20 protein-coding genes are annotated in these 26,640 nt (G+C 36.6%); 11 read left to right on the forward strand and 9 right to left on the reverse strand.

Features of this window, described 5'->3' with window-relative positions; all coding sequences use genetic code 11:
• Positions 1-84: 84 nt before the first annotated feature.
• Positions 85-873, reverse strand: coding sequence for an NUDIX hydrolase (locus LF887_RS09660; RefSeq protein WP_236858976.1), 789 nt, complete (start codon positions 871-873; stop codon positions 85-87).
• A 16-nt stretch (positions 874-889) separates the two neighbouring features.
• Entirely contained in the window at positions 890-2,074 is a 1,185-nt protein-coding gene (locus tag LF887_RS09665; RefSeq protein WP_262912519.1) for an MFS transporter, read from the reverse strand.
• A 176-nt stretch (positions 2,075-2,250) separates the two neighbouring features.
• On the opposite strand from LF887_RS09665, the gene LF887_RS09670 reads away from it, so the two are divergent.
• The 6 genes from LF887_RS09670 (at position 2,251) to LF887_RS09695 (ending at position 12,742) form a co-directional block, all read left to right on the forward strand.
• Complete coding sequence (locus tag LF887_RS09670; RefSeq protein WP_236858980.1) at positions 2,251-5,163, forward strand: SusC/RagA family TonB-linked outer membrane protein; 2,913 nt, start codon at positions 2,251-2,253, stop codon at positions 5,161-5,163.
• A gap of 11 nt (positions 5,164-5,174) precedes the next feature.
• Positions 5,175-6,713 (forward strand): RagB/SusD family nutrient uptake outer membrane protein, encoded by a 1,539-nt coding sequence (locus LF887_RS09675; RefSeq protein WP_236858982.1) that lies wholly within the window; start codon positions 5,175-5,177, stop codon positions 6,711-6,713.
• Between the two features lie 3 nt (positions 6,714-6,716).
• A complete protein-coding gene (locus LF887_RS09680; RefSeq protein ID WP_236858984.1) occupies positions 6,717-8,141 on the forward strand; it encodes a glycoside hydrolase family 30 protein in 1,425 nt (474 codons plus the stop codon).
• Between the two features lie 9 nt (positions 8,142-8,150).
• Positions 8,151-10,373, forward strand: a complete 2,223-nt coding sequence (locus tag LF887_RS09685) for a glycoside hydrolase family 3 N-terminal domain-containing protein (RefSeq protein WP_236858985.1) — start codon at positions 8,151-8,153, stop codon at positions 10,371-10,373.
• Positions 10,374-10,453: 80 nt separating this feature from the next.
• On the forward strand, positions 10,454-11,263 hold the full coding sequence (locus tag LF887_RS09690) for a family 16 glycosylhydrolase (RefSeq protein WP_236858986.1): 810 nt from the start codon (positions 10,454-10,456) through the stop codon (positions 11,261-11,263).
• A gap of 39 nt (positions 11,264-11,302) precedes the next feature.
• Positions 11,303-12,742, forward strand: coding sequence for a glycoside hydrolase family 30 protein (locus tag LF887_RS09695; RefSeq protein ID WP_236858987.1), 1,440 nt, complete (start codon positions 11,303-11,305; stop codon positions 12,740-12,742).
• 87 nt (positions 12,743-12,829) lie between these two features.
• On the opposite strand, the gene LF887_RS09700 is transcribed toward LF887_RS09695, so the two are convergent.
• Together LF887_RS09700 and LF887_RS09705 are read right to left on the reverse strand one after the other, a co-directional pair.
• Positions 12,830-13,639 (reverse strand): enoyl-ACP reductase, encoded by an 810-nt coding sequence (locus LF887_RS09700; RefSeq protein ID WP_236858988.1) that lies wholly within the window; start codon positions 13,637-13,639, stop codon positions 12,830-12,832.
• Between the two features lie 119 nt (positions 13,640-13,758).
• Entirely contained in the window at positions 13,759-14,058 is a 300-nt protein-coding gene (locus LF887_RS09705; RefSeq protein ID WP_236858989.1) for a hypothetical protein, read from the reverse strand.
• Between the two features lie 945 nt (positions 14,059-15,003).
• On the opposite strand from LF887_RS09705, the gene LF887_RS09710 reads away from it, so the two are divergent.
• Positions 15,004-16,278: a hypothetical protein gene (locus LF887_RS09710; protein WP_236858990.1), complete on the forward strand. Its 1,275-nt coding sequence runs from the start codon at positions 15,004-15,006 to the stop codon at positions 16,276-16,278.
• 228 nt (positions 16,279-16,506) lie between these two features.
• Here LF887_RS09710 and LF887_RS09715 read toward each other — a convergent pair whose 3' ends face one another.
• Together LF887_RS09715 and LF887_RS09720 are read right to left on the reverse strand one after the other, a co-directional pair.
• A complete protein-coding gene (locus tag LF887_RS09715) occupies positions 16,507-17,361 on the reverse strand; it encodes a nucleoside phosphorylase (protein WP_236858991.1) in 855 nt (284 codons plus the stop codon).
• 22 nt (positions 17,362-17,383) lie between these two features.
• A complete protein-coding gene (locus LF887_RS09720; RefSeq protein WP_236858992.1) occupies positions 17,384-17,872 on the reverse strand; it encodes a hypothetical protein in 489 nt (162 codons plus the stop codon).
• Between the two features lie 229 nt (positions 17,873-18,101).
• On the opposite strand from LF887_RS09720, the gene LF887_RS09725 reads away from it, so the two are divergent.
• Positions 18,102-19,931, forward strand: coding sequence for a cytochrome-c peroxidase (locus tag LF887_RS09725; RefSeq protein ID WP_236858993.1), 1,830 nt, complete (start codon positions 18,102-18,104; stop codon positions 19,929-19,931).
• A gap of 170 nt (positions 19,932-20,101) precedes the next feature.
• Here LF887_RS09725 and LF887_RS09730 read toward each other — a convergent pair whose 3' ends face one another.
• Together LF887_RS09730 and LF887_RS09735 are read right to left on the reverse strand one after the other, a co-directional pair.
• Positions 20,102-20,512, reverse strand: a complete 411-nt coding sequence (locus LF887_RS09730; protein ID WP_236858994.1) for an XRE family transcriptional regulator — start codon at positions 20,510-20,512, stop codon at positions 20,102-20,104.
• Between the two features lie 42 nt (positions 20,513-20,554).
• A complete protein-coding gene (locus tag LF887_RS09735) occupies positions 20,555-20,974 on the reverse strand; it encodes a helix-turn-helix transcriptional regulator (protein ID WP_236858995.1) in 420 nt (139 codons plus the stop codon).
• Positions 20,975-21,246: 272 nt separating this feature from the next.
• Between LF887_RS09735 and LF887_RS09740 the strand changes: the two genes are divergently transcribed.
• Both LF887_RS09740 and LF887_RS09745 read left to right on the forward strand, forming a co-directional pair.
• Positions 21,247-23,400: an alkaline phosphatase PhoX gene (locus LF887_RS09740; protein WP_236858996.1), complete on the forward strand. Its 2,154-nt coding sequence runs from the start codon at positions 21,247-21,249 to the stop codon at positions 23,398-23,400.
• A gap of 54 nt (positions 23,401-23,454) precedes the next feature.
• Positions 23,455-24,354, forward strand: a complete 900-nt coding sequence (locus LF887_RS09745; protein WP_236858997.1) for a leucine-rich repeat domain-containing protein — start codon at positions 23,455-23,457, stop codon at positions 24,352-24,354.
• A 2-nt stretch (positions 24,355-24,356) separates the two neighbouring features.
• Here LF887_RS09745 and LF887_RS09750 read toward each other — a convergent pair whose 3' ends face one another.
• Positions 24,357-24,680: a translation initiation factor gene (locus tag LF887_RS09750; protein ID WP_236858998.1), complete on the reverse strand. Its 324-nt coding sequence runs from the start codon at positions 24,678-24,680 to the stop codon at positions 24,357-24,359.
• Between the two features lie 329 nt (positions 24,681-25,009).
• Between LF887_RS09750 and gpmI the strand changes: the two genes are divergently transcribed.
• The gene (gene gpmI, locus LF887_RS09755) at positions 25,010-26,551 is read left to right on the forward strand and encodes a 2,3-bisphosphoglycerate-independent phosphoglycerate mutase (RefSeq protein ID WP_236858999.1); all 1,542 of its coding nucleotides are present in this window, start codon (positions 25,010-25,012) and stop codon (positions 26,549-26,551) included.
• The last annotated feature ends 89 nt before the right edge of the window (positions 26,552-26,640 follow it).

Here is a 26,640-nt window from a genome sequence, read left to right on the forward strand (position 1 = left end):
AAAGTTTTTTTGAAAACTTATATTGATATTGGTTTTCAGACAGATAATGCTCTTTTTCTTTGTTTAGGTAATAAATTCTGCATTTTAAGACTCCTCATCATTGGATATAGGGTATTGATTGGTAGAATTGTGAACTTCAGTTTTAAATTTATACAGATAGGGTGCTTTATTGGCTGAACCATCATAAAGTTTTTCCATTCTGTCAAGAATATTTAAGCTTAAAATCTTTCGCTGGAAGTTATTTCTTCTAAATTTCTGACCCAGAATAGTCTCATAAAGAGCCTGTAGGTCTTTCATTGTGAACTTCTCAGGAAGCAGATTACTGGCAGCTACTTCAGTATTGATGTTCATTCTAAGATATTCCAGCCCGGTTTCTATGATCCTGTCATGATCGAAAGCCATTTGAGGCAGTTTATTCACTTCAAACCATTCACAGCTTTCATTGAAAGCATCCGGAAAGGTATTAGTCAGGGAAAAATCAATAAGGCTGCAATAGCCTACAGTAATAAATCGCTGAAAGATCCAGTGGTCTTGCGGGACTTCTATTCCTTTATTTTTAAGAAGGATCTGGTGAACATTGTTTTCTGTACGGTCTATTCTTCCAAAAGTGTGAAACTGTTTTAAAAACAAACCTTTAAGATGCGTCCTTTCAAATAAAACCCTTTCAGCAGCTTCCCTCAAATCTTCATCATTGAAAACAAAGCCACCCGGAAGTGACCACAGATTCAGATCGTGATATTTTAAAAGCAGAACTTTCAGAATATTATTATGAAAGCCGAATATAGTGCAGTCAACAGAAATATGAGCTACGAAGTCCTTGGTGTCGATAAGTTCCCGAAGCGTTTCTTTACTTTTCGTGTCTTTGATTTTCATGGCAGTAAAAATAAAACTATTTTCTATTTGAGACGTTAAAATATATTAAACTAATCACAAAAAGAAGAATTACAGAGAATAATATATATAATGGGTAGAAGTTTAATAGCTGATTTTCAAATAATAAAGCCATAATAATAGAGCTTACGGAGCTGCCTAATGAAGAGAAAATAACGATCAGAGAAGTGAAAAGATTGATCTTGTCTTTATCCACCTGGGCAATCATTCTTGAATTGATAACAGGGTAGAGCGGCGAAAGAAAAAGACCTATTACCGGAAACAAAAAGAGAAGAACTTTTGAATTTTCAGAATCAGAGTACTGTATACCAACTATAGTTAGCAGTATGATGACAATTAACGACATACATGCCATATAATATCCAGGCAAAGAAAATCTTCTGATGATATTGGCCGTTAAAGTTCTTCCTGCATATGAAAAAAGTGACAGGAAAGAAGTAGCCTGAAGTGCAAAAAAAGAATTGACCTTCAGGTGGTTTTTATAAAAAGAGGGAAGCCACGAGTTGAATCCCTGTTCTACAAAAACAATAAAGAAGATAACCCCCAGAAATAAAGCCACAACAGGAGTCGTAAACCCGGAAAGTTCAGACAAAATGCTTTTATTTTCCAACGTTTTCGCTTCAGATATTTTCGCTTTCGAAAGTAAAAATATGGTGACAGCAGATAAAGCAGCAATGAGTAAAAATCCAAACTTCCAGAATTCAGAATACTGACTGGAAATCAACCATCCGAATCCTGTATTGACTACAAAAATTCCTACCATAAAAGAAGCTTCCACACTGTTCATTGCCTTTGCCAGCGATTTCTCATCAGAAATATTATTCCTGATAATCCCGAAGACACAGATTTTGCCTATGGCAAAACAGGCCCCGATGATGGCAAACCACAGCTTATAAAACCAGAAGACTTCAACGAAGGGAAGAAGACATGAACATAGCCCAACAATCGCTAAAGCAAGAATTAGTGCTTTTTTTGCTCCGGTTTTATTAATGAAACCCACGGCAAAAAGAGAAATGAAGGCAACAGGCAGGTCTTTAAAAGATTCAAGAAAGCCAAGTTCTCCATAGGTAATATTAGCATCTGCAAGCTGCAGGATGATAAGTCCCATACAGTTTAAAACCATTGAAAAAATAAGAAAGGTAAGTTTTAGCGGAAGAGAAATATTTGAAAGCTTGGAGGTCATTTTGGGAGATTACTTTATTGGTTTTTTAAAACTTTTTATGAAATATTGATGCGAAGATATGGCTTCTAACCCTGAAAAATAAAAGAAAAATTAAAATATTTGTGAATGGAATGTTAATTAATTAAAAAAAAATATATTTTTATTGTCTCAATTTGAGAATTAAACAATAACTATATATGAATGTAAGAATATCAAGAAGTCTGGGAGTGGTTGCTGTGCTGTATTTTACAGCTAACTTCAATGCTCAGACCAGTGTAAAAGACACTATCCCAAAAGAAAATAAAATAGAAGAGGTCGTAATGATTGGTTACGGCAGCCAGAAAAAAAGCAATGTTACAGGGGCTATATCAAGTATTAAAGCTTCAGACATTGAAAACGCTCCCACCGCAGGGCGTCCTGAGCAGGTTCTTCAGGGAAGAGCTGCCGGAGTTTCGGTAATATCAAATTCCGGACAGCCGGGAACCGCTGCTACAGTGCGTGTTCGTGGTATTACCAGTTTTGGAGCCGGAAGTAATAATCCTTTATGGGTGGTAGACGGAATTGTAGTGGATAATATTGGCTGGCTGAATCAGTCTGATATTGAAGGAATGGAAATCCTTAAAGATGGAGCTTCTGCTGCAATTTATGGAGTATCTGCTGCAAAGGGTGTGATTTTAATTACGACAAAGAAGGGAGGTAAAGGAAGATTGAATCTTTCCTATAATGGTTTCTTTGGTGTTGGAAGCGCTGCCAAAAAACTGGATCTGCTAAATGGTTCACAATATGCAACTATTATGAACGAGGCCTATATCAATGATAAACTGACCCCGATTCTAGGTAATCCTTCCACTTATGGAGCCGGAACAGATTGGCAAAAACAAATATTCAACAGCGCACAGCGTCAATCTCATGAGTTTAGTATCAGTGGTGGAAATGATAAATCTACATTTTATTCATCTTTTGGATATTACGATCAGGAAGGTATTGTATTAAGAGATATTTCAAATTATAAAAGAGTGAATGCCAGATTAAACTCAACTCATAAAGTATTCGATTTTCTGACAATAGGGCAAACTTTTGCTTATACCCATACAAGATCTCAGGGAGTTACCGATAATGGTGAATTTGGGGGACCGTTGAGTTCTGCGATTAATCTTGATCCGTTGACTCCGGTGGTTGTAAAGAACGAAATTTATAATGAACCTAATTTTAGTGATTATGTTAATAATCCTAATTATGTGAGAGATCCCTATGGAAATGCCTATGGAATTTCACCATATGTAAGTAAAGAAATGACAAACCCGCTGGCTTTCAGACAAACTCAGTTAGGCAGATACAACTGGTCTGATGATATTATAGCCAATGTCTTTGCTGAGCTAAAACTGAGCAAGCATATTAGCTTTAAATCCAGTATGAACGGAAAACTTTCTTACTGGGGGAATCAGGCTTTCACTCCGATTAATTACTTGAGTACAGCTAATAAAAATGATTTTAACAGTCTATTCAGACAGATTGATAAAAAGTTTGAGTGGAGTACTGAAAATACAGCTACCTATCAGAATAAATTTGGATTACATAATTTAAATGTATTATTAGGTCAAGGGTATTACGAGTATAATATTTCTTCTGGGCAAAGTACGACATTTACCAATCTGCCTGTAAATAACTGGCAGGATGCCTCTTTCAATTTTGATATTTCTCCAGAAAATAAAAAGGGAAATGCCTGGGACGGAAAACAAACGCACAAGGCTTCCTATTTTGCCAGAGTAGTTTATGACTATGACAACAGATACCTTTTCACCGGAACAATTCGTAGAGATGGTTCTTCAAAGTTTGGAAGCAATAATCACTGGGGGAACTTCCCGGCAATGTCTTTAGGCTGGAATGCATCTAACGAGAGCTTCTGGCCGCAAAATAAAGTGGTAACCAGCTTTAAACTAAGAGGAGGATACGGTGTACTAGGTAATGATGCTATTGATGATTTCCAGTTTGCCAATTTTCTGATTGCCGGCAGTAATTATACGTTCGGGGATAATATTATCCGCGTGGGATATGCACCAAGCACTCTTGAAAATCCCAATTTGAAATGGGAGAGAACCTCACAGTTCAACATTGCAGCAGACCTTAAGATTTTCAGAAATTTTGATTTAAGTGTAGATGTTTACAGAAAGAAAAGTACAGATATCTTAAGAAAAGTTGAACTTCCGGGTTACTTAGGGTTAATTAATAATCCTTATAGAAATATCGGAGACATGAACAATGATGGTATAGAGGTTAGCATGGGATACAAAAAAAACTGGGGTGACTTTGGTTTTTCTGTTAATGGGAATGTTGCTTATCTGAAAAATCAGATTACCAGACTTGAAGATGACAGACCTTATGTTAACTTCGCTTCTTACCAAACGCTGGGAGCTGTTTCCAGATTACAGGTTGGTGAATCCTATGGTTCTTTCTATGGATATAAGAATCTGGGAGTTTTTCAGAATCAGGCAGAAATTGATGCGTATAGAAATGCTAATGGCGGATTAATTCAACCTAATGCAAAACCAGGAGATTTTAAAAGACTTGATGCAAACGGAGATGGAGTGATTGATGAACAAGATGCGGTCAATCTTGGTAATTCTGTACCAAAATATACCTTTGGGTTAACATTAAATATGAATTATAAAAATTTCGATTTGATGATTTTTGCTCAGGGACAGGCAGGAAATAAAATTTTCCAGGGCTTGAGAAGACTGGATATTCAGGAAGCAAACTACCAAACAGCTATTTTGGGCCGTTGGACAGGTGAAGGAACATCCAATAATATAGCCAGAGTAACAGTGAATGATGATAATCATAATTATACTAGAATGTCTGACTATTATCTTCAAAAAGGAGATTATTTACGTCTGAAATTAGTTCAGATAGGATATACTTTATCTAAAGATGCTGCGAAAACTATTGGTGCTTCAAAAATTAGATTATATGTGACTGGGGAAAACCTTGTTACTTTCACAAAATACACTGGTTATGATCCTGAAATTGCAGGCGCGGATACATTTGGTATAGACAGAGCTTTTTATCCACAGGCAAGAACTTTTCTTTTTGGAGCTAATGTTCAATTTTAATTGTTAAAAAAATGAAAAATAAAAGATTTATATATAAAAGTTTATCAGTTTTATTCCTTGCAGGTATTAGTTTTGGGGCTGTATCCTGCGATAGAGGTAATCTGGAAGATGTAAAAAATACAGGAACTTTCGATACTAGTAACTATTTTCAGAATGAAGAGCAGGCATTTGGAGGATTAGTGGCAACTTATGATATGCTTAGAAAATATTCCGGTGGATTTGAAAATATGGTCACCTTCTTTAATGGGGCATCTGATGATTTCTACTCAGGCGGAGGCAATTCTTCAGATGGTGCAGGAATTCAGGGGTTTTCCAATTATTCAATCAATCCCATTATTATGCCACTCAGTTATTGGAAAGACTATTATCAGGGTATTACAAAGGCAAACCTTCTTTTGGAAAGGCTTCCCGCTATAAATATGAATGATCAGAACAAAAAAAGATTTACAGCAGAGGCAAAAGTTTTAAGATCATTATATTATTTTGAATTGCTAAGAATGTTCAAAAATATCCCTCTAATTCTGAAGACTTTTAAGTACGACGACGATTATTACAATATTCCTCAGGCAAAACCTGAAGCTGTTTATGCTCAGATAGAAGAAGATATCTTGGCTGCTATCAATGATCTTCCTGTAACAACAACAGTCCCTTCAGAGAAAGGAAGAATTACCCAGGGGACAGCAAGAGCTATTTTGGGGAAAATTTATTTATACGATAAAAAAAATACTGAAGCCGCTGCTCAGTTTGAAATGGTAAACGGCGTACCGGGCCAGACAAGCCAGTATGGTTATAAACTGGTAAGCAATTTTGCAGATTTATGGAAAGTAGATAATAAATTCACTACAGAATCTGTCCTTGAAGTGATGCATACCAATGTAAGTAATGCAGATTGGCCTTTCTGGGGGACCGGAAAGGACGAGGGAAATTCTATCAATGTGATGTTAGGCATTAAGTCTTATGGACGTGTAGCCAATGTTCCTAATAATGATGCTCCGGATCTTTATGCAAGTTGGGGGTTCAACCCTGTTACGGATGATCTGTTTAACTTTATGCAGGGAGATCCCCGTCTGGATGCTACCATATTTAATGGTAAAAAATTCAAGACCGAAGGTAAAATTACCTATTCTCCGGGGTATAAAGACACAGGATATTTCTTAAACAAATATTTACCAAGAAATGCAGACAAATCTAATCTTCCGGGACCTACAGAGCTAAACTTTCGTCAAAATTATATTGCGATAAGACTGGCAGATACCTACCTGATGGAAGCAGAAGCACTAGGAGGCGCCGGAGGAAGAGCTCAGGCATTATTGGATGCGGTAAGAGCTAGAGTAGGCCTTGCATCAGTTCCTGTTTCTATCCAGGCGATCAAAGATGAAAGAAGAAGAGAATTGGCGGGAGAAGGTCACAGATGGTTTGATTTGGTTCGATGGGGTGATGCATCAGCAAAATTGGGATCAAGAGGATTTATAACTGGTAAGAACGAAATTCTGCCTATTCCTTTCAATGAAATGCAAAATACAGCTTTAATCCAAAACCCAGGTTACTAACACATGAAGTTTCACAACTTATATAGTTTCTTTAGAGGTGCCGCACTACTTAGTGGTGTGGCCCTTTTTCCTTTATCATGCACATCAGTTGCTTCTGATAAGGGAAATGAAGTCCAGTATTGGCTTACAAAAGGCGATGAAAGCGTAAAATTACAATTGCAGGCTCCGGTTAAATTTACAAATATTTCCAACAACCTTCAGAATATTGAAATAGATGATCATCAGAAGTTTCAATATGTTGATGGCTTCGGATATACATTAACAGGAGGAAGTGTAGAAGTGATCAACACATTGTCACCAGCCAAAAGAAAAGCGTTACTTAGAGAACTTTTTGGGAATGATAAAAACTCAATCTCTATCAGCTATTTAAGATTAAGCATTGGAGCTTCTGATCTTGACGGTGAAGTGTTTTCATATGATGACCTGCCTGAAGGACAAACTGATGCCTCACTATCAAAATTCAGTTTAGAAAAAGATAAAGCTCTGATTTCGATGCTGAAAGAGATTTTAGCGATCAATCCAGATATCAAAATCATTGCAGCGCCTTGGTCAGCACCTGTCTGGATGAAAGACAATGGTAAATCCAAAGGCGGAAGCTTAAAACCTGAGTTCTACGGAACATACGCCAATTATTTTGTAAAGTATATTCAGGGAATGAAAAAAGAAGGCATTATCATCGATGCAGTCACTCCTCAGAATGAACCTTTACATCCGGGTAATAATCCTAGTCTTTATATGCCTTCTGCGCAACAGGGAGATTTTATTAAAAATCACTTAGGACCTGTTTTTAAAACAAATAATATCAGAACAAAGATTGTTGTATACGATCACAACTGCAACAAGCCTGAATACGCGATTGATATTTTGAAAGATGCCAAAGCCAATCAGTATATAGACGGATCTGCATTTCATTTATATGAAGGGGAAATATCAGCATTAAGTACTGTTCATAATGCTTTCCCGGATAAGAACTTATATTTCACAGAACAATGGACAGGCTCAAAAGGAACCTTTCAGGAAGATCTGAACTGGCATACCAAAAACGTAATCATTGGTTCAATGAGGAACTGGAGTAAAACTGCTTTAGAATGGAATCTGGCCAATGATTCAAAATACGGACCTCACACAGACGGTGGTTGTACTGAATGTAAAGGGGCTGTCACCATTTCAGACAGTGAAAACTTCACAAGAAATGTTGCTTATTATATTATTGCCCACGCTTCTAAGTTTGTACCTGCCGGCTCCCAGCGTATTGCCTCTTCACAAACTGGAAATCTTTCAACAGCTGCTTTTAAGACTCAATCTGGGAAAATAATAGTAATTGTTCAGAACGATAATAAAGCAGATGAGAATTTTAATATTAAATTTGCCGGAAAAACCGCTGTAGTAAGAATTTCAGGACATTCGGCAGCAACTTATATTTTTTAAACTTTTGATATGAAAAGAGCATATTTTTTACTCGCATTTTCAACATTTGGTATGAATGCCTACGGACAAAAAACAGTAGATCAGAAAGTGGCAGAACTGCTTTCTCAAATGACACTGGAAGAAAAAGTAGGGCAGATGGTGCAGTACAGCGGATTTGAATATGCTACCGGACCTCAGCATTCCAATTCGGCCGCAGTTCTGGAAGAAATAAAAAAAGGAAAAGTAGGCTCTATGCTGAACGTTGCCGGAGCTGAAGAAACCAAAGCTTTCCAGAAATTAGCTGCTCAGTCAAGGCTTAAAATTCCTTTGTTGTTTGGACAGGATGTTATCCATGGCTACCGGACAACATTTCCGGTAAACCTGGGGCAGGCAGCGAGCTGGGATTTGAGAATGATAGAGAAATCAGAGAGAATAGCTGCTACAGAGGCTTCTGCTTACGGTATTCACTGGACTTTTGCTCCTATGGTAGACATTGCCAGAGACCCGAGATGGGGTAGAGTAATGGAAGGTTCCGGAGAAGATACCTATCTGGGTACTAAAATAGGTTTGGCAAGAATCAAAGGATTTCAAGGGAAGGGCTTAGGAAACATTGATGCTGTGATGGCCTGTGCAAAACATTTCGCAGCCTATGGAGCAGCAGTGGGCGGAAGAGACTACAATTCGGTTGATATGAGCCTCAGGCAGCTGAATGAAACCTATCTTCCTCCTTTCAAAGCCGCAGCAGAAGCAGGTGTCGCTACTTTTATGAACTCTTTCAATGATATCAACGGAATTCCGGCTACGGCCAGTAAGTATCTCCAGAGAGATCTTTTGAAAGGAAAATGGAATTATAAAGGATTTGTTGTTTCAGACTGGGGAAGCATAGGGGAAATGATTCCTCACGGCTATGCTAAAGATGCAGGTGAAGCCGCTGAAAGGGCAATTTTTGGCGGAAGTGATATGGATATGGAAAGCCGTGTATATATTGCAGAACTTCCAAAACTGGCCAAAGAAGGAAAAGTAGATCTTAAACTGATAGATGATGCAGCAGGAAGAATTTTAACCAAAAAATTCGAAATGGGACTTTTTGATGATCCTTACAGATTCAGTAATGAGAAAAGACAGAAAGAACAGACCGATAATCTGGAAAACAGGAAATTCGGAAGAGAATTTGGCTCAAAAAGCATTGTTCTTCTTAAAAATCAGGGAAATATACTGCCGCTTTCAAAAACAGTAAAAACTGTTGCTTTGATAGGCCCTTTTGGAAAAGAAACAGTGGCTAATCACGGATTCTGGTCGATAGCTTTTAAAGATGATAACCAAAGAATTGTATCACAGTTTGATGGAATTAAAAACCAGCTTGATAAAAACTCCACTTTATTATATGCAAAGGGTTGTAACGTTGATGATCAGGATAAAACTTTATTTGCGGAAGCCGTAGAAACTGCAAAAAAAGCAGATGTGGTAATTATGACTTTAGGAGAAGGCCATGCGATGAGTGGTGAAGCCAAAAGCAGAAGTAATATTGGCTTTTCCGGGGTTCAGGAAGACCTGTTGGTAGAAATTGCAAAAACAGGAAAACCTATTGTCCTGATGATCAATGCAGGAAGACCTTTGATTTTCAATTGGGCAGCGGATCATACTCCGGCTATCATTTATACATGGTGGCTGGGAACTGAAGCGGGAAATTCTATTGCCGATGTTCTCTTTGGAACCGTGAATCCGGGAGGAAAACTTCCCATGAGTTTTCCAAGAACTGAAGGGCAGATTCCGGTTTATTACAATCATTATAATACAGGAAGACCTGCGAAAAATAATACGGACAGGAATTATGTTTCAGCCTATATAGATCTTGATAACGATCCGAAATTTCCCTTCGGTTACGGTTTAAGCTATACAGATTTTAAATATTCCGATATGATTTTAAACTCAACAAATCTTAAAGGAAATCAGAAGCTTAACATCAGTGTTACAGTTTCCAACACGGGTCAATATGACGGTGATGAGGTAGTACAGCTTTACATCAGAGATCTTTTTGGAAAAGTAGTAAGACCGGTAAAAGAACTGAAAGGGTTTGAAAAAATATTTATCAAAAAAGGAGAAAGTAAAAAAATTGATTTTACATTAACCCCAGAAGACCTCAAATTCTTTGATGAGGATCTGAATTTTGACTGGGAAGGGGGAGAATTCGATATTATGGTCGGAACCAACTCCCAGAATGTGCAGACTAAAAGAATTAATTGGGTGAAGTAAATAGTCGAAAGGGCTGGTTTTGGGCCGCCATATATAAAAAAGATAAAATGCTTTAGTTAAAATCTGATAATCATAATAACATGAAAAATAAACTCCGGAATACCATCCAGTTTTGTGCAGCTGCAATAGTAGTACTGTCAGCTGTAAACTGTGCTTCAAACAAGGCAGATTCTGCAAGAAAACTGATATGGAGTGATGAGTTTAATGGAAAAGGGCTTCCGGATTCATTAAAATGGAATTATGACGTAGGGGGCAGCGGTTATGGAAACAGTGAAGCTCAGTTTTACACAAAAGACAGGCTTGAAAATGCCAGAATGGAAAACGGTAATCTTGTTATTGAGGCCAGAAAAGAAAACTGGGACAATAATAAATATACTTCAGCAAGGCTTTTAACCAAGGGTAAATTTTCTTTTCAGTATGGAACCATAGAAGTCAGGGCAAAGCTTCCGAAAGGCCGTGGAACATGGCCGGCGATATGGATGATGAGCGAAAAGATGAAGAAATGGCCGGATGATGGTGAACTGGATATCATGGAACATGTGGGTTTTAATCAGGGTTATATTCATGCATCAGTGCATACCAAAAAATATAATCATATCAAGGGAACACAGAAAACAGATACTCTTTTTGTAAAAGATGTAAGCGAGAAGTTTCATGTGTATAAAGCAGACTGGACGCCGGAAAAAATAGAGGTTTATATAGACGATCAGAAATTTTTTACCTATGAGAATAAAGAAAAAACCTACGAGGCATGGCCATTTGATCAGCCTTATTTTATCATTTTGAACCTTGCAGTTGGTGGTTTCTGGGGCGGAAAAGAGGGAATTGATGATCAGATTTTTCCACAAAAGTATTATATAGACTACGTAAGAGTCTATCAAAATAAATAATGAAATAGAGGACAATGAGTCCGGAAATAGAAAGAAATTATGAGAAAACTAATTGTAAGTTGTTTTGTAGTAGGCGTTGTCGTCAATGTCAGTGGCCAGAATTACTGGAAGAAAAATGCAGGAAAAACAGCTAAGGTAATCCTTACCAACTCCAAAGTAAATGAAAAGATGGTGGACAAAGGCGCAGTAAAGTTTGAGCAGTTTGGACAGCCCAAAGAAACAGAAGCCTGTATTTTTGTAGCTCCTAATTTTAAATATCAGAAACTGATAGGTATTGGAGGTGCTATTACAGATGCTTCTGCAGAAACCTTTTATAAGATGCCAAAGAACAAACAGAAAGAAATCCTGGACGCTTACTTTGGTAAAAACGGATTGGGTTATACTGTTGTCCGTACCAATATGAATTCATGTGATTTCTCTAGTGATTCCTATACTTATGTGGAAGATAATGACACCGCTCTGAAAACTTTCAACGTTGCACATGATGAGAAATATAAGATCCCAATGATCAAGGAAGCACAGAAAGCGATAGGAAATAATTTTACATTTTATTTCTCTCCGTGGAGTCCGCCAGCCTGGATGAAGTCTAACAAAAGCTTATACAAAGGTGGAAGACTGGAAAATCAGTATTACCAGACCTGGGCAGATTATTATATAAAATTCATTAAAGAATATGAAAAAAGAGGAATCAATGTCTGGGGATTAACCGTTCAGAATGAGCCAATGGCAACTCAGAGCTGGGAATCATGTATTTATACCGCTGAGGAAGAAGGTGAGTTCTTAAAAAAGAATCTCGGGCCTACACTTTGGAAAAACGGATATAAAGATAAACAGGTAATGATCTGGGATCACAACAGAGACCTGATCTATCAAAGAGCGACTACAACTTTAAGCGATCCTGAAACGTCAAAATACGCCCACGGAATTGGTTATCACTGGTATGAAACCTGGAATAATAAAACTCAGCTTTTTGACAATTTAGCAGAAACACACAGAGCTTTTCCGGATAAATTTCTGGCTTTTACTGAAGGATGCAAAGAACAGTTTAGCATGGACAGGATTTATGATGTAAGCCTGGGAGAACTGTACAGCAAAAATATGTTGAATGACTTCAATAAAGGAAATGCATTATGGACAGACTGGAATATCCTGCTGGATGAAACGGGTGGTCCCAATCATAAAGGAAATTTCTGCTTTGCACCGATTATTGCCGATACCAAAACAGGAGAAGTCTTTTATACCTATGAATATTATTATATAGGCCATGTTTCAAAGTACATTAAACCCAATGCTCAGAGAATTGGAAGTTCTTCCAACAGAGCTGCTTTAACATCTTCTGCTTTTATGAATGAAAACGGGCAACTGGTAACGGTCATTATGAATGATTCAGAAAATGATATCGAAACAAATCTCTGGATAGAAGGGATGGCAGCTAAATTAACAGCGCCTGCACATTCTATACAGACCGTAATTTTATAACTTCATATTAATATATTATTTTAACGATCATCGGCGGGCTCTAAGAGCCCGCCGATGTTGTTGTATTGAGAATGATCTTTTGAGAGATTACTCAAGATCATATTTGCTGATTACTTTCTGAGTAACTCCTGAACTGCTGAAACCTCCATCGTGGAAAAGATTCTGCATCGTTACTTTTTTAGTCAGATCAGAGAAAAGAGTAACACAGTAATCTGCGCACTCAAGAGCAGTGGCATTTCCAAGTGGAGACATATCCTCTGCATAACCCAGGAATCCTCCGAAACCTTTTACACCGCTACCGGCAGTAGTCATTGTAGGAGACTGAGAAACCGTATTTACACGTACTTTTCTTTCTCCCCAATAATTTCCGAAAGTTCTTGCGATACTTTCCAGATAAGCTTTGTTATCAGACATATCATTATAGTCCGGGAAAGTTCTCTGAGCGGCAATATAGCTAAGAGCCAAAATACTTCCCCACTCATTCATGCAGTCTTTTTCCCAAGCCACACGCATTACCTTATGGAAAGAAACCGCTGAAATATCCCAGCCTTTTTCCAACCAGTCATAATTCATTTCTGTATAATGTTTTCCTTTTCTTACATTTACGGACATGCCTATAGAATGAAGGATAAAATCTATTTTGCCGAATTTTGCTGTTGCAGCATCAAAAAGTTTTTCAAGATCTTCTATAGATGTAGCATCTGCAGCGATCACTTCAGAACCGGTTTTTTCTGCTAAACCATTAAGTTCTCCCATTCTCAAAGCGATAGGTGCATTAGATAAGATGAACTCTGCACCTTCCTCATGACATCTTTCAGCAACTTTCCATGCGATAGATTGTTCATTAAGGGCTCCAAATATAATCCCCTTTTTGCCTTTAAGTAAACCGTATGACATAATTTTTTAATGTTTATTGAAATACAAATGTAGCAATAATTGTGGTTATGACATAATAAAAATGGAGCCTTATCAATTTAAGACTCCATTTTCTTGAAAATATTTATATGACTGAATTTTTAATTGGTTTTCTTGTTCCATTCTGCTTTTACATCCTCTGCAGCATCTTTAGTTTTTTCCCACGCTTCATCTGCTTTATCCTTAATGTCTTCCCAGGCATCCGATACATTAGCTTTTACCCTGTCTAGCCAGTCTTCCTGATTAGCTTCCTCATCATTGCTTCGCTTTTCATTGATATAATCCTTGGCTTTATCTGCCAATTCATTGATTTTCCATTTGGTTTTATCCGTTGCATTCTGTAAAGAATTTTCTACATTGTTTACTGCATTTTCCGCTTTGTTATAATCCGAATTGTTCATAATATATAAATTTAAGTTTGGTATACCAGTAATTAAACAATAACCATTCCTAAAATCAGGCGTTTCTGTTAAAATTTTCATAATTTTTTCCTAAATACTAATTCATTATAAGTATATAGTACCATAACTAAGAAAAAAAATCGCTTCGGTTGATAAGAAATAATCGCCTTACAGAATATATTATAATGAAGATTGAGGAAATGCTTTTTGTGATGACAAAACAGCATTTAAATTCCTTAACGTTAAATGTTTCCGGTGGGACTAAAAATTGCAGTTATAAATATATTATCTCATTAATGATCCTGGTATAGTACGGGATTTAGTGATAAAGCTGTTTTTAAATTATTTCAATTATTATATATGCAACGAGGTTACTATTGAACATTCCTGTGGACTTATTCCAGAATATTATTTCATAATAACTCAATTGATCTGAAGCGTTTTTAGAACGTCAGGTTGTATGAATTTCATTATGAATAAAGAATTGGAGATCTGTAAAAGTTGAAACAGGTTCAATATAAAACCTATTGATAATATACTGTAAACATCGCTGCTGCGGAGATTTCTGATTATATTTTAGCAAAAAAAAAAGAGAGGCTCTAAATTGGTTGGTTTTGTAAAGATTTTTACAAATATGAAGGATAGGAAAATCCCGAATTATCATATAAAAGACTGATTTATCATAAAATAAAATGTTTTGTTTTATTCAATAATAAGTGATGTTTTTTATTAATAATGTAACGGTTAAATAAGCGTTTGGAAATGATGGTACGTAAAATGTTCATGAATGCTTAATATATAACTTGCTGATATTTAAATATTTTTCATTGTTTGGTGACTAAATTGCACTTTATTCACACCGTGGTGTTTTTAATTGTGATATTTGTAATTTAATTGCGATTTTATTAAAATATTGTATATTTGCAACCGCAAAAAATGTGTGTAATGCCAGGAAAATACAAATTTCAAGTAAGTCTTCTTTTTTTTCTAATTAGCTGTTTTATATATGCTCAGGTTGGGATTGGTACTCCTCAACCAGACAGTTCAGCAATGCTTCAGGTAAACTCAAAAAATAAAGGAGTACTTCTTCCAAGTATTGCACTGAATTCATCTACAGACAATGTAACGGTACCATCTCCGGCTGATGGACTTGTTGTATGGAATAATGGGAATGGAAATCTGAAAGAAGCTGGATTTTATTACTGGTTTGAAGCGAAATGGAATAATATTCTAATTAATATAGGAGGGACCACCAAAGTTGATAATGGAACAAGCTGGGATCTTACAGGAACAAATGTTGGAAATTTTGGGGGGGCAAATACCAATCTTGCATTGGGAACAAAAACATATGATGATCTGATCTTTAAGGTAAATTCAAAAATTGCAGGCAGACTGGGGGTTGATAATTCTGTAAGTCTGGGATTAGGGGCCGATGCAGCCCAGAACGGTATTGCTATCGGGAGTTCAAACTCAGCTTTTCAGGGGATATCAATTGGAAGTGCCGCTTCTTCTTTTAATGAAGCTTTAGCAATAGGAAATAAAGCTGCTGCTGCCAGTTTCAGATCTACAGCAATTGGTTATCATGCCCAGACCAGTAAAAATGAATCTGTTGCTATTGGAAATGAATCTTCTGCCGGAGGATTTCAGTCCATAGCGTTGGGATATAATGCAAAAACAAATACGAATAGTGAAACAGCTTTAGGATATAATGCTGTCACCAATAGTCAGAATTCAACTGCTTTAGGCTCGGGAGCAAATGCGTTGGGACAGTATTCAACTGCAGTAGGATATGGAGCAACGACCTCACAGGCCAATGCAATTGTATTGGGGAATAATAATGCAAGTGTAGGGATTGGTACTGAAGCTCCTAATGTTTCCGCAAAACTTGACGTAAACGGACAATTTAAACTGGGAGAGAAAGGAAGCATACAGAAAAGCCAGATCAGTTTTGAAGTATGGCCGGGAGTCTCTATCAGCAATATTCCTCCGGGGAAATTTGCGACGCTTGATATCCCAGTTCCTGCAGGATTTCAACCGGGTTCTTCCAGAGCTGTGGTGATTGTTTCTCCAGCCGGAGATTTTGCAGGTAATTCAACCTTCTCGATTTCTAATCCGAGATTGACTTCAACTTCCAGTATTACGGTTAACCTTACTAATATTTCAGGAAGCGCAGGAAGTTTGTACTCAGGACATTTCTATGTGATGATCAATGAGTTTTAATTTAGATAATAAATTTTTATTATAGTTGATATGGTGTTAAGGGCTTCCAAAAAGGAAGTCCTTTTTATATCACCTGAATATTGATGGTTTTTAAAAATTGAATAGATGTATATTCAAGAGGGACGGGCTTTAGCACGTTTTTAAATAATACAAATTAGCCGAAGCCTATCAAAAATAAGAGCTATCCTCAACGAGAATAGCTCTTTATATGTAATATGTGTACAATATTTATTTAATAATTCTGTCCAGTACCCATGTAATCAGGTTTTTTTCAGAAGCATGGTGATCCGCAGAGAATTCTCCACGTCTTCTGTTTGCAATTACATTATTTACTGTAATTGCTTTGTGGCCTAATAATTTTGAAAGTGCATAGATAGCAGAAGTTTCCATTTCGAAGTTGGTGATTCCAAGGTCATTCAATGTTTCAAGGAATTGATCATCTACCGCTTTTAGACGAAGCTGTCTCCCTTGTGGAGCATAAAACCCGGGGAACGTTGCCGTATTACCGTGATATTTGGCATCTTTATAATATTCACCCATTTCTTCCGCCCAGTCTGAGAAGTAAAGCATAGGCTTAATTTTTTCATATGGGAATTTCTCCACGAAATTTTTAGAGAACTCATTCTCGAAACTGTAATCCTGGTAGAAATGCATAAGACCATCCAGTCCTACTACGTTTTGAGTAACAAGCATATTGTCTACCTGTACATCAGGGTTTACACTTCCACATGTTCCCATACGGAAAAGCTCAAGAGCTTTATGTTCAGTTTTGAATTCTTTATTTTTAAGATCGATGTTCACCAAAGCATCAAGCTCGTTCATTACGATATCAATGTTTTCAGTTCCGATACCTGTTGACATTACGGTGATTCTTTCACCACGCAGAGTCCCTGTATGGGTATAGAATTCTCTTTTATTTTTTTTGATTTCTACGGTGTCAAAATATTTTGAAACTTTTGCCACTCTGTCAGGGTCACCCACAAGGATGATTTTATCAGCAATATCTTCAGGTAAAAGATTCAGGTGGTATACACTTCCATCTTCATTCAGAACAAGTTCTGAGGCAGCTAGTTTATTTAGCATAATATGTATATTTTTTGTTTTTTTAATAATTAATTAGAATTGCTTCTTTATAAGGTGAGGCCATCAGCTCATAGATGGATCCGTATTCTTCTACAATTCTTCTTTGCCCATTCATTACTTCATATACGGTAACAATAGTCTTTTCAATATTTTTAGGATCTTTCCTTTGAGAGGTAATCTCATAAAAATGATCATCCTTTTTAAGAATAGAAACCAGCTCTTCTTTGGTAGAGTTGTTAGAAGTCATTATTCCGGGGAATTCCATGATGACATCCTTCAGATCAGTGTAGTTTTTATAAGGCTTTGTACTTCCGTTAGAATACACATACACATTGGGAATGTCTTTATCTTTTTCCAGACGAACGAGATAATAATCACTTCCTTTCTTCTCTGCATAGACTGCTGTTTCCTGTTTCTTCCCGGCTGGCTTTTCTGCGAGCTTTTTCTTTTGCGAAAATACAGTAATAGAAAGGAAACTTATTGCTACTGCAAACAACAGTTTTGTTTTCATAATATTATTTTAGTTTTTGATGTATTGAATTTAATTAAAAAAATCCTCTCCCCATAATCTCACGCCATTATTTTCCGGTATTTTAGAATAACCGGTTTTCTCTAGAATAATGAATTTGATTTCGGGGTTTAAAATTAGTAAAAAATATTGTATCAGAAATATAAACATTATTTAATCTGCTATTAAAACTGAGATAACATCAGATTGGTAGCTTTGCCGTTAAAAATTAATGAGATCTTATCCACTGCTTGTTGTCGTCCTTTTGATAGGATTTGCAGTTATGTCTTTCAATCCTGTTTATAAAGGAAAAGAAAGTGAAAATACATTTGTCAATAAAGGTTTGTCTGATTTTAAAATGAAGCTTGAAAAGCTAAAATCAGATGTTCGCAAGTTCTCAGAAGACCAGATTTCAATTGATGAACTGCAAAAATCATTAAGCAGTACCAGAAATTCATTTAAAGAAATAGAATTCTACGTAGCTTATCATTATCCTGAATTTACCAAAACCCACCTTAATGCTGCCCCTTTATTTCATATAGAAGCAGCGGGAACAACGGCATATACTTTACCTCCGGAAGGATTACAGGTTTTGGATGAACTTATTTTTTCAGAAGAGGCAGGGGATGAAAAAGAGAAAATAAAGACTATTACAGACTTTTTATACAATAGCTATTCCGGTTTCTACCTGAGTGCAGTGAAAAATGGATTAAGTAAAGGAAATAATAAGACCTTGCCTTTGCGGATAGAACTGATCAGGATATATTCACTGGGAGTGACAGGTTTTGATACACCTGGTTCCTTAAATATTTCAGAAGAAACGGCACACGCACTTTCAGGAATACAAAAATACATCAATGATGATCCTTATTTTAAAAATTATACTACGCAGAAAGCAAATCAAATCTTAACAGAAGCTGTAGGTTACCTTTCAAAAAATACCGATTTTGAAACTTTTGACAGAATTGAATTTTATAAAAAATACATACATCCGCTGTATGAAGAATTCGGGAAATGGGATGGCAGAGCCGATGACCTCAAAGAATTCTCAGGCTGGAATGTAGGAAATAAAAACTTTTTCAGCAGTGACTTTTTAGACCCTTATTTTTATACTTTACTGAAATCTTCAGAAGACAGTCCTCACTTACGCAATCTCGGAAAGTCAATTTTCTATGATCAAAATTTAAGCGGTAATGGGAAAATGAGCTGTGCAACCTGCCATCTTCAGGAAAATGCTTTTACAGATCTTAAAGCAAAATCCCAAAGTAATGTGGAAGGGAAAACGGTTTTAAGGAATTCTCCGTCACTTTATAATGCCGTATTTGCTAAAAGATTCTTTTATGATCTTCGTGCTTTTTACCTTGAACAGCAGGCAGAGCATGTGATATACAATGAAAATGAGTTTAATACAAGCTACGAAACCATTATTGAGAAACTGAAAACAAAACCTGAATATAAAAAAGCATTCCGCAGTGCTTTCAAAGACGGAAATATCAATAAGGAAAACTTTTCAAAAGCTTTAAGTTCTTATGTAGCTTCATTATATTCTTTTGACAGCGACTTTGACCGCTTTATGAGAGATGAAAAGAATGTTTCCGAGGATGTAAAGAAAGGATTCAACCTCTTTATGGGAAAAGCGAATTGTGCCACCTGTCATTTTGCTCCCCATTTCTCCGGGCTTGTACCTCCGTTTTTTAATGAAAATGAATCTGAAGTTCTCGGAATAACAACAAAGCCAATCAATCAGCAGCCGATAGAATTGGATCATGACATGGGAAGAGCAAACAGCCCTGTAAAAAAAGAAAAATCATGGATCTATGATTATTCGTTCAAAACAGTTACCGTGAGAAATATTGCCCTTACGAAACCTTATTTTCATAACGGAGCTTTTAATACATTGGAAGAGGTTATGGATTTCTATAACGAAGGAGGAGGAGAAGGATTAGGATTAAAAATGAAAAATCAAACTCTGGCACCTGATAAATTAAACCTTACCCAAACGGAAATCAGACAGATTATTGCTTTCCTGAATGCTCTTACGGATGTGAGTAAAGCGAAGTAGGTAGAATTCTGGTAGCGTGATATGGTTTTTATTTGCGCACTGGAAATTCGGACAGAAACAATATAGTTTTTATAAAAAATAGGCTAAATTCTGAAATTGGTGTAGATTATGTTTACACAGTTTCAGAATTTAGCCTAAAATTATTTTATAGACCGGATCAGTCTGTCTGTTTATTTTGTTTGAATCAGTTTTTCAAGTTTATCAATCATTTCCTGTTGTTGTTTCAGCATACGCTCATAAAGTTCAACCATTTTGTCAAGAGGATTGAAAGTGGGTTGGTTATTAAAAAAGGCTGGTTGTTGACAATTATCAAATGAGGCTGTATTAGAAATAATGTTGATGGCTTGTTCTTCATCAAAGCTCTCAATTGCTTCAGCCGGTACTTTAAGAATCTGAGCTACCTGTGCCAGAATATCAGATTCTACTGTTTCTTTTTGTTCCAAAAGAGAGACTTTCTTCTGATTCCAGTCCTCGCCTAATTCGAAAGCTAGGGCTTCTTTCTTGATGCCCAGTATTTCCCGGAAACGTTTGATATTTCTACCCTGATGTATTTTTTTATTTTGCATAGCTGTGTCAATCATAATAACAAATATAAAGTTTTAAGAGATAAGAATAAACTTGTTCTATTTGCTTTGAATCAGCTTTTCAAGTTTATCAATCATTTCCTGTTGTTGTTTCAGCATACGCTCATAAAGTTCAACCATTTTATCAAGAGGATGAAAATTGGGTGAATTATTAATAACATTCGCAAATTGGGGGGAAGAATGATCGTGATTATTGAAAGTATTAGCGATTATATTGATTGCTGCTTCTTCATCAAAGTTCTCAATTGCTTCAGCCGGTACTTTAAGAACCTGAGCTACCTGTGCCAGAATATCAGATTCTACCGTTTCTTTTTGTTCCAAAAGAGAGACTTTCTTCTGATTCCAGTCTTCACCTAATTCGAAAGCTAAGGCTTCTTGCTTGATGCCCAGCATTTCCCGGAAACGTTTGATATTTCTACCCTGATGTATTTTTTTATTTTGCATAGCTGTGTCAATCATAATAACAAATATAAAGTTTTAAGAGATAAGAATAAAGCTTGATTTCAAAATAAATTATCTTCTAAAATATTCATGTTTTTGAATAAAATTTCTCATTTGTGAATGATTAAGCTTATGAATATAATTTGTTTTGAAACAATTAACAGAAAATTAATCCCCTTAACATTAGGTTTTTAATAATTTAATATTCCCTGATTTATATTTAAAGTCCTATTAACAGACGGAAGGCTCTAAAAAAATAGTTTTGCAACGTCTAATAAATCAAATTAAAAATGAAGAAAAAACTACTAACAATTGGAACGTTGGCTCTGCTTGCCTGCTCGGGTATTCAGGCTCAGACCTTATTATTTGATAAGGGAGCATTATGGAGCTACAAAGACAATAATCAGGCTCAGCCCACAGGATGGAATGCTAAGACCTATGATGTTTCAACATGGACAGTTGGCAATGGCCCGCTAGGTTACGGGGATCCTGTAACAACAACAATTAACTCCGGGCTTACTACTGCTTATTTTGCTAAGGATTTTACCGTTGACCTTTCTGCGCTTTCTGATACTATGGAACTTGGTGTGATGAGAGATGATGGTATTATTGTATACCTTAACGGTGAAGAAGTGGTAAGAGACAATATGCCGGCGGGTATTGTTACATTCAATACTTTCTCTAGTACAACCATTGATGGGGCTGCAGAAAATGTATACAATATTTTTTCTATTCCAAAATCAAAATTTGTAAACGGTGTCAACAGAATCTCTGTTGAATTACATAACAGAAGTGCAACCAGTTCAGACCTTAGAATTGATGCTTATCTTAAGACAACTGCAAATACTACAAACCCTGTAGCTTGTAACGGAACACATATCAGCTGTTTTACGTCTATCGTTCCTACAGCACAAACGGATAAACTGATCATTCCTTCGGAGCATAAATATCAGCTTATCTTAAAAGAGGGCGACAGCTATACCGAAGGTGGAGGATTAGTAGGAGGTCAGAATGACTTTACAGCCTATGTACCAAAAACAGGAAGCAGTACAAACGGATATCTTTCCGTAAACCATGAAACAAATCCTGGAGGAGTTACAATGGCAGAGATCAATTACAATGCTTCTACCAAACTTTGGCAGCTAACCAAATCCAGAGCTGTAAGCTTCTCAGATCCCAGTCTGGTACAGACGATCAGAAACTGTTCAGGAGGAATTACACCTTGGGGAACAGTGGTTACCGCAGAAGAATCTGTTACTTCCAATGATCTGAATGCAGATGGATACAAAGATTACGGCTGGTTGGTAGAGATTGATCCCGCCACAGCTCAGGTCATCTCTAAAAACCCGAACGGTTCCAAAGGAAAACTTTGGCAGATGGGAATTATGAACCATGAGAATGTAGTGATCAACAATGCAGGAACTATTGCATATTATGGAGAAGACGGAGGAACTCACATGGTGTATAAATATATTATGGATACTCCAAACGATCTTTCTTCAGGAAATCTATATGTATTAAAATTAGACCAGGGATTAACGGCAGCAGGAGATCCGGCAGGAACTACAGCAACATGGATTCAGGTGCCGAATAAAACAAAGGCAGATCAAAATAATACAGCATCATTAGCTTTGTCATTAGGAGGTACTAAATTTAATGGAGTAGAAGATGTAGACATCAGCCCATTGGATGGCAGAATTTATTTTACAGCAAAAGGATTAGACAGAGTGTACCGTTTACAGGATAACGGAATGACGGCTTCACAGGTAGAGACTTTCGTAGGAGGAAGTTCTACAGTATATTCTTTCAATACAGCTCAGGGAATGAAATCCGAAGTATGGGCAGATGGTAATGATAACCTTACTTTTGACGAGCTTGGAAACCTTTGGGTTCTTCAGGATGGTGGTAAGAACTATATTTGGGTAATTGCACCGGATCATACTCAGGCTGATCCGAAAGTAAGACTATTTGCTTCTATGCCGGCAGGAGCAGAGCCTACAGGTCTTACATTTACTCCGGATCATAAATTTGGTTTCTTCTCAGTTCAGCACCCGGATTCAACCATTTCTACAGACGTAGATGCAACGGGGAATACAATCAACTATAAAGGAAAATCAGCAACTGTTGTTATTGCTCTTAAGAATAACTTAGGTATCGAAGGATCTTTAGGAACAATCGAAAACAATACAGCAGAAAATACAGTAACTGTCGCTCCAAACCCTACTTCAGGGATCGTGAAAATCAATTCAGGAAAAGGACTGAAAGATATTTCAGTAACAGCTTACAGTATGGATGGCAAAATTGTTTACACGAAGAAATTCAATGGTACAAGCAAAGCTTTGGACCTGGACTTTACGCAGCAGTTGGAAGGATCTCGTGTTTTAATTTTAAATATTGAAGCAGAAGGAGGTTTCCAGAAGACCGTAAAACTTTTAAAGAAGTAAATTATTAATAATTCCAGTCTGGCAGCAACTTTTTGCTGCCAGTCTTTTATATTTATGAAAAAGCTTATCTTACTTGTTTCCATCGTATCACTTTCTCAGCTCAAGGCTCAGATTGATCCTGTTAAATATCCTACTTTTACCAATATTGAGGATGCTTTAGCCAGTAAAAAAACAGTTTACAGTATCAGTTTTCGGGAAAAAGGAATGTTCAATCTTCCTCCAAAGACTGTAAAGCTGGACTCAGTATTTTTTCTGAATATTATGGCCAATAAGCTTGAAAAGATGGATCAGGAATTATTTGCACTAAAAGAACTTGAAATACTGAACGTTAATGAAAACAGTATTAAATACATCCCTGATGAAATAAGCCAGCTTAAAAAACTGACCACATTCTCGATGAACCTTAATAGCCTGACCAGCATCAATCCTAATATTGCAAAGCTTCAGAACTTAAAAGTAGTTCATTTTGATGCCAATAATCTGAACGTTTTTCCGGAAGCATTAATGCAGATTCCAACGCTGGAAGAAATCAACCTGCAGGGGAACCAGATCAGCTTTATTGCAGACAGACTGCATCAGATTAAAAATCTGAAATTTTTAAACCTTTCAGATAATCAGATCAATGATTTGGGAAATTTATCCTTTCCTAAAAACTTAAAATATCTTGAATTACAGCAGAATGCCATTGTAAAATTGCCGGAGAACCTCTTTAAATCAAGAAATCTTGAATTTCTGAATGTAAGCGGCAACAATATCACAGAAATTTCATCCCGAATAAAAGGATTAAAGAATATCGTCAGCATGAACCTGGCTAACAATAATTTGAAAGATATTCCTGTAGAAATCAAACAGCTGAAAAATCTGAAAACATTGATTCTTACAGGAAATCCTATAGAGAAAAATAAAATTGAAAATTTAAAAACCTCACTGCCGGAAACCCAGATCTATTTCTAGATTTATCCGCCAACACGTTTGGTTTTATATCCCATTTCTTTAAGGATATTCATGATTTTATCACGGTTATCCCCCTGAATGATAATCGTTCCATCCTTCTCAGAACCGCCTATTCCTAAGGTGGTTTTTATTTTCTTTGAGATTTTTTTCAGGTCTTCCTCACTGCCTTCCCAGCCTTCAACAACCGTTACCGGCTTACCATTTCTCCCTTTTTTTTCAAATTTGCATACTAAAGGTTCCTTTTGCTTGAATTGTTCCTCAGGCATTTCAAAATCCTGCTCATCATGATCAGGAAAAAGATTCTTCAATTGATCTCGTAAATCCATAAAGCAAAATTAAAAAGATTTACTGATTTATGAATGCAAATGATCACGAAATTTCATGAATTTTGATAAAACAGATCTTTATCCGGCTTTTTTAAAGTGTCATTGTCATTGCTAAAGAATCTAGCTGGCTGTATACTTGTATACTGATGATAAGCTGGTTGGGTTTCTGATAAATCTCTTTAATCTATGCAGAATAAAACAGGAAGAGTCACAGAATTATTATTAAAAAGATATAAGGTCCTTATTTTAAAAGAATGCCCAAAATTCAGGACCTCAAATTCTTCTATTCATCGGAAATTAGGTAAATTTGTATATAAAAGTTTTAGAAAATGTCGAAAAAAGCAATACTGGCTATCCTTGACGGATGGGGATTAGGAACAAACCCGGATGTTTCCGCAATAGATAAAGCAAATACACCATTTATAGACAGCTGTTTCAAAAAATTCCCACATACAACACTTGAAGCAAGTGGACTGGCAGTAGGTCTTCCGGAAGGACAGATGGGGAATTCCGAAGTAGGACATATGAACCTTGGAGCCGGAAGAGTAGTTTACCAAAATCTGGTAAAACTCAATATGGCTGTTGAGAACGGGACTTTAGGACAGGAAAAAGTGATTCAGGATGCTTTTGAATATGCCAAAAAAGAAAATAAAAAAGTACACTTCATCGGATTGGTTTCCAATGGAGGAGTTCACTCACATATCAACCATTTAAAAGGATTACTGACTGCTGCAAAAGAATTCGGATTGGATGAAAATGTTTTTGTTCACGCATTTACCGATGGCAGAGACTGTGATCCGCATTCCGGATTTGGATTCATTGATGAACTTCAACAACATATGGAAGCTACCACAGGAAAGCTGGCTACCGTTGTCGGAAGATATTATGCGATGGACAGAGATAAAAGATGGGAGCGTGTAAAACTGGCTTATGATGCCCTTGTAGAAGGAGTAGGCGAGCAGACCACAGATGCTTTGGCAGTTATTAAGGCTTCCTATGATAATAAGGTAACCGATGAATTCCTGAAACCTATTATTTTAGTAAACACTACTGAAACAGGTAATATCGTGCCGGTAGCAAGAATCATTGATAATGATGTGGTAATCTGCTTCAACTTCCGTACAGACAGAGGAAGAGAAATTACAGAAGTTCTTTCACAGAAAGACTTCCCGGAATATTCTATGAAGAAATTGAACCTTTATTATATTACGTTGACGAACTATGACAAAACATTCCAGAATGTTAATGTAGTCTTTGACGAAAATGTTTTGACAGAAACAATGGGGGAAATTCTTGAAAAAAATAACAAATCTCAGATCAGAATTGCTGAAACAGAAAAATATCCTCACGTTACCTTTTTCTTCTCAGGAGGAAGAGAAGAGGAGTTCAACGGAGAAAGAAGATTACTGTGCCCAAGTCCGAAGGATGTTCCTACTTATGATTTAAAGCCGGAAATGTCAGCCTATGATATCACCAGCGCTATCGTACCGGAACTGGAACAGGGAAATGCCGATTTTGTTTGTCTGAATTTTGCCAATACCGATATGGTAGGGCATACAGGAGTATTTGAAGCCGCTGTAAAAGCTGCAGAAGTCGTAGATCAGTGCATTGAAAAGGTAGCTGCTGCTGCTTACGAAAACGGATACACCGTTTTCATTCTTGCAGATCACGGAAATTCTGATGTAATGATGAATCCTGATGGAACTCCAAACACCCAGCACTCAACAAATCTGGTTCCTTTTATTGTAATGGATAAAGATCATACCTGGAATTTGAAACCCGGAAAGCTGGGCGATGTAGCGCCCACAATTCTGAAAGTAATGGGTGTTGAAATACCGGAAGCAATGACAGGAGATGTTTTAGTTAGTTAAAATTCAATAATAATATTAAAAAAATGCCGTTATAATGATATAATGGCATTTTTTATGATATATGTCAGATAAGGTATGAGATGCATACT

It is taken from the genome of Chryseobacterium sp. MEBOG06, assembly GCF_021869765.1.
Classification (GTDB): Bacteria; Bacteroidota; Bacteroidia; order Flavobacteriales; family Weeksellaceae; genus Chryseobacterium.

What these genes read in the sequence shown, in the direction of transcription:
- LF887_RS09660 (WP_236858976.1), bottom strand. Translation starts at nt 873, where the DNA reads ATGAAAATCAAAGACACGAAAAGTAAAGAAACGCTTCGGGAACTTATC.
- LF887_RS09665 (WP_262912519.1), bottom strand. Translation starts at nt 2,074, where the DNA reads ATGACCTCCAAGCTTTCAAATATTTCTCTTCCGCTAAAACTTACCTTT.
- LF887_RS09670 (WP_236858980.1), top strand. Translation starts at nt 2,251, where the DNA reads ATGAATGTAAGAATATCAAGAAGTCTGGGAGTGGTTGCTGTGCTGTAT.
- LF887_RS09675 (WP_236858982.1), top strand. Translation starts at nt 5,175, where the DNA reads ATGAAAAATAAAAGATTTATATATAAAAGTTTATCAGTTTTATTCCTT.
- LF887_RS09680 (WP_236858984.1), top strand. Translation starts at nt 6,717, where the DNA reads ATGAAGTTTCACAACTTATATAGTTTCTTTAGAGGTGCCGCACTACTT.
- LF887_RS09685 (WP_236858985.1), top strand. Translation starts at nt 8,151, where the DNA reads ATGAAAAGAGCATATTTTTTACTCGCATTTTCAACATTTGGTATGAAT.
- LF887_RS09690 (WP_236858986.1), top strand. Translation starts at nt 10,454, where the DNA reads ATGAAAAATAAACTCCGGAATACCATCCAGTTTTGTGCAGCTGCAATA.
- LF887_RS09695 (WP_236858987.1), top strand. Translation starts at nt 11,303, where the DNA reads ATGAGAAAACTAATTGTAAGTTGTTTTGTAGTAGGCGTTGTCGTCAAT.
- LF887_RS09700 (WP_236858988.1), bottom strand. Translation starts at nt 13,639, where the DNA reads ATGTCATACGGTTTACTTAAAGGCAAAAAGGGGATTATATTTGGAGCC.
- LF887_RS09705 (WP_236858989.1), bottom strand. Translation starts at nt 14,058, where the DNA reads ATGAACAATTCGGATTATAACAAAGCGGAAAATGCAGTAAACAATGTA.
- LF887_RS09710 (WP_236858990.1), top strand. Translation starts at nt 15,004, where the DNA reads ATGCCAGGAAAATACAAATTTCAAGTAAGTCTTCTTTTTTTTCTAATT.
- LF887_RS09715 (WP_236858991.1), bottom strand. Translation starts at nt 17,361, where the DNA reads ATGCTAAATAAACTAGCTGCCTCAGAACTTGTTCTGAATGAAGATGGA.
- LF887_RS09720 (WP_236858992.1), bottom strand. Translation starts at nt 17,872, where the DNA reads ATGAAAACAAAACTGTTGTTTGCAGTAGCAATAAGTTTCCTTTCTATT.
- LF887_RS09725 (WP_236858993.1), top strand. Translation starts at nt 18,102, where the DNA reads ATGAGATCTTATCCACTGCTTGTTGTCGTCCTTTTGATAGGATTTGCA.
- LF887_RS09730 (WP_236858994.1), bottom strand. Translation starts at nt 20,512, where the DNA reads ATGATTGACACAGCTATGCAAAATAAAAAAATACATCAGGGTAGAAAT.
- LF887_RS09735 (WP_236858995.1), bottom strand. Translation starts at nt 20,974, where the DNA reads ATGATTGACACAGCTATGCAAAATAAAAAAATACATCAGGGTAGAAAT.
- LF887_RS09740 (WP_236858996.1), top strand. Translation starts at nt 21,247, where the DNA reads ATGAAGAAAAAACTACTAACAATTGGAACGTTGGCTCTGCTTGCCTGC.
- LF887_RS09745 (WP_236858997.1), top strand. Translation starts at nt 23,455, where the DNA reads ATGAAAAAGCTTATCTTACTTGTTTCCATCGTATCACTTTCTCAGCTC.
- LF887_RS09750 (WP_236858998.1), bottom strand. Translation starts at nt 24,680, where the DNA reads ATGGATTTACGAGATCAATTGAAGAATCTTTTTCCTGATCATGATGAG.
- gpmI (WP_236858999.1), top strand. Translation starts at nt 25,010, where the DNA reads ATGTCGAAAAAAGCAATACTGGCTATCCTTGACGGATGGGGATTAGGA.